The sequence below is a fragment of the Streptomyces triticagri genome, from assembly GCF_003429565.1.
In the GTDB taxonomy this organism is placed as follows: domain Bacteria; phylum Actinomycetota; class Actinomycetes; order Streptomycetales; family Streptomycetaceae; genus Streptomyces; species Streptomyces triticagri.
In genome coordinates this window covers 1-902 of record NZ_QUAK01000135.1, presented here as the reverse complement: position 1 = coordinate 902, position 902 = coordinate 1, and the positions used below count along the sequence as shown (strand labels likewise).

At 64.3% G+C, this 902-nt stretch carries 1 protein-coding gene; it reads left to right on the top strand.

Translation table 11 applies throughout. The features are described from left to right. A partial coding sequence (locus tag DY218_RS24275; protein ID WP_233521881.1) for a condensation domain-containing protein occupies nt 1–902 on the top strand: 902 nt, incomplete at both ends.

The following is a 902-nucleotide window of genomic DNA, read 5'->3' as shown; positions in this document are numbered from 1 at the left end:
TCCGGTTGCGGGGTGTGGTGGATGTGGGGGTGTTGGAGGGTGCGTTGGGTTTGGTGGTGGAGCGGCATGAGGTGTTGCGGACGGTGTTTCGTGAGGGTGTGGGGGGTGTGGTGGAGCAGGTGGTGTTGCCTGGTGGTGGGGTGTCGTTGCCGGTGGTGGATGTGTCGGGTGTGGGTGAGGGTGGGGTGTGGTCGGTGGTGGAGGAGGAGACGGGTCGGGGGTTTGATTTGTCGTGTGGGCCGTTGTTGAGGGGTCGGTTGTTGCGGTGTGGGGTGGATGAGTGGGTGTTGGTGTTGTGTGTGCATCACATTGTGGTGGATGGGTGGTCGTTGGGTGTGTTGGTGGAGGAGTTGGGTGAGGCGTATGGGGCGTTGAGTGGGGGTGGGGTGCCGGGGTGGGGTGTGTTGCCGGTGCAGTATGCGGATTTTGCGGTGTGGCAGCGGGAGTGGTTGTCGGGTGGGGGTGTGGCGGGGCAGGTTGATTTTTGGCGTGGTCGGTTGGCGGGGGCGCCGGCGTTGGATGTGGTGGGGGATCGTGGGCGTCCGGTGCGGAGTTCGTTTGCGGGTGATTCGGTTCCGGTGCGGGTGTCGTCGGGTGTGGTGGGTCGGTTGGGTGAGGTGGCTGAGGGGGAGTCGGCGACGTTGTTCATGGCGTTGTTGGCGGGTTTTTGTGGGGTGTTGCATCGGTTTACGGGGCAGGGGGATGTGGTGGTGGGTACGCCGGTGGCGGGGCGTACGCGGACGGAGTTGGAGGGGTTGGTGGGGTTTTTCGTCAATACGTTGGCGTTGCGGTGTGGGGTGTCGGGGGAGTCGAGTTTTCGTGAGGTGTTGCGGGAGGTGCGGGGGGTTGCGTTGGATGCGTTCGCGCATCAGGACGTGCCCTTCGAACGCATCGTCCAGGAG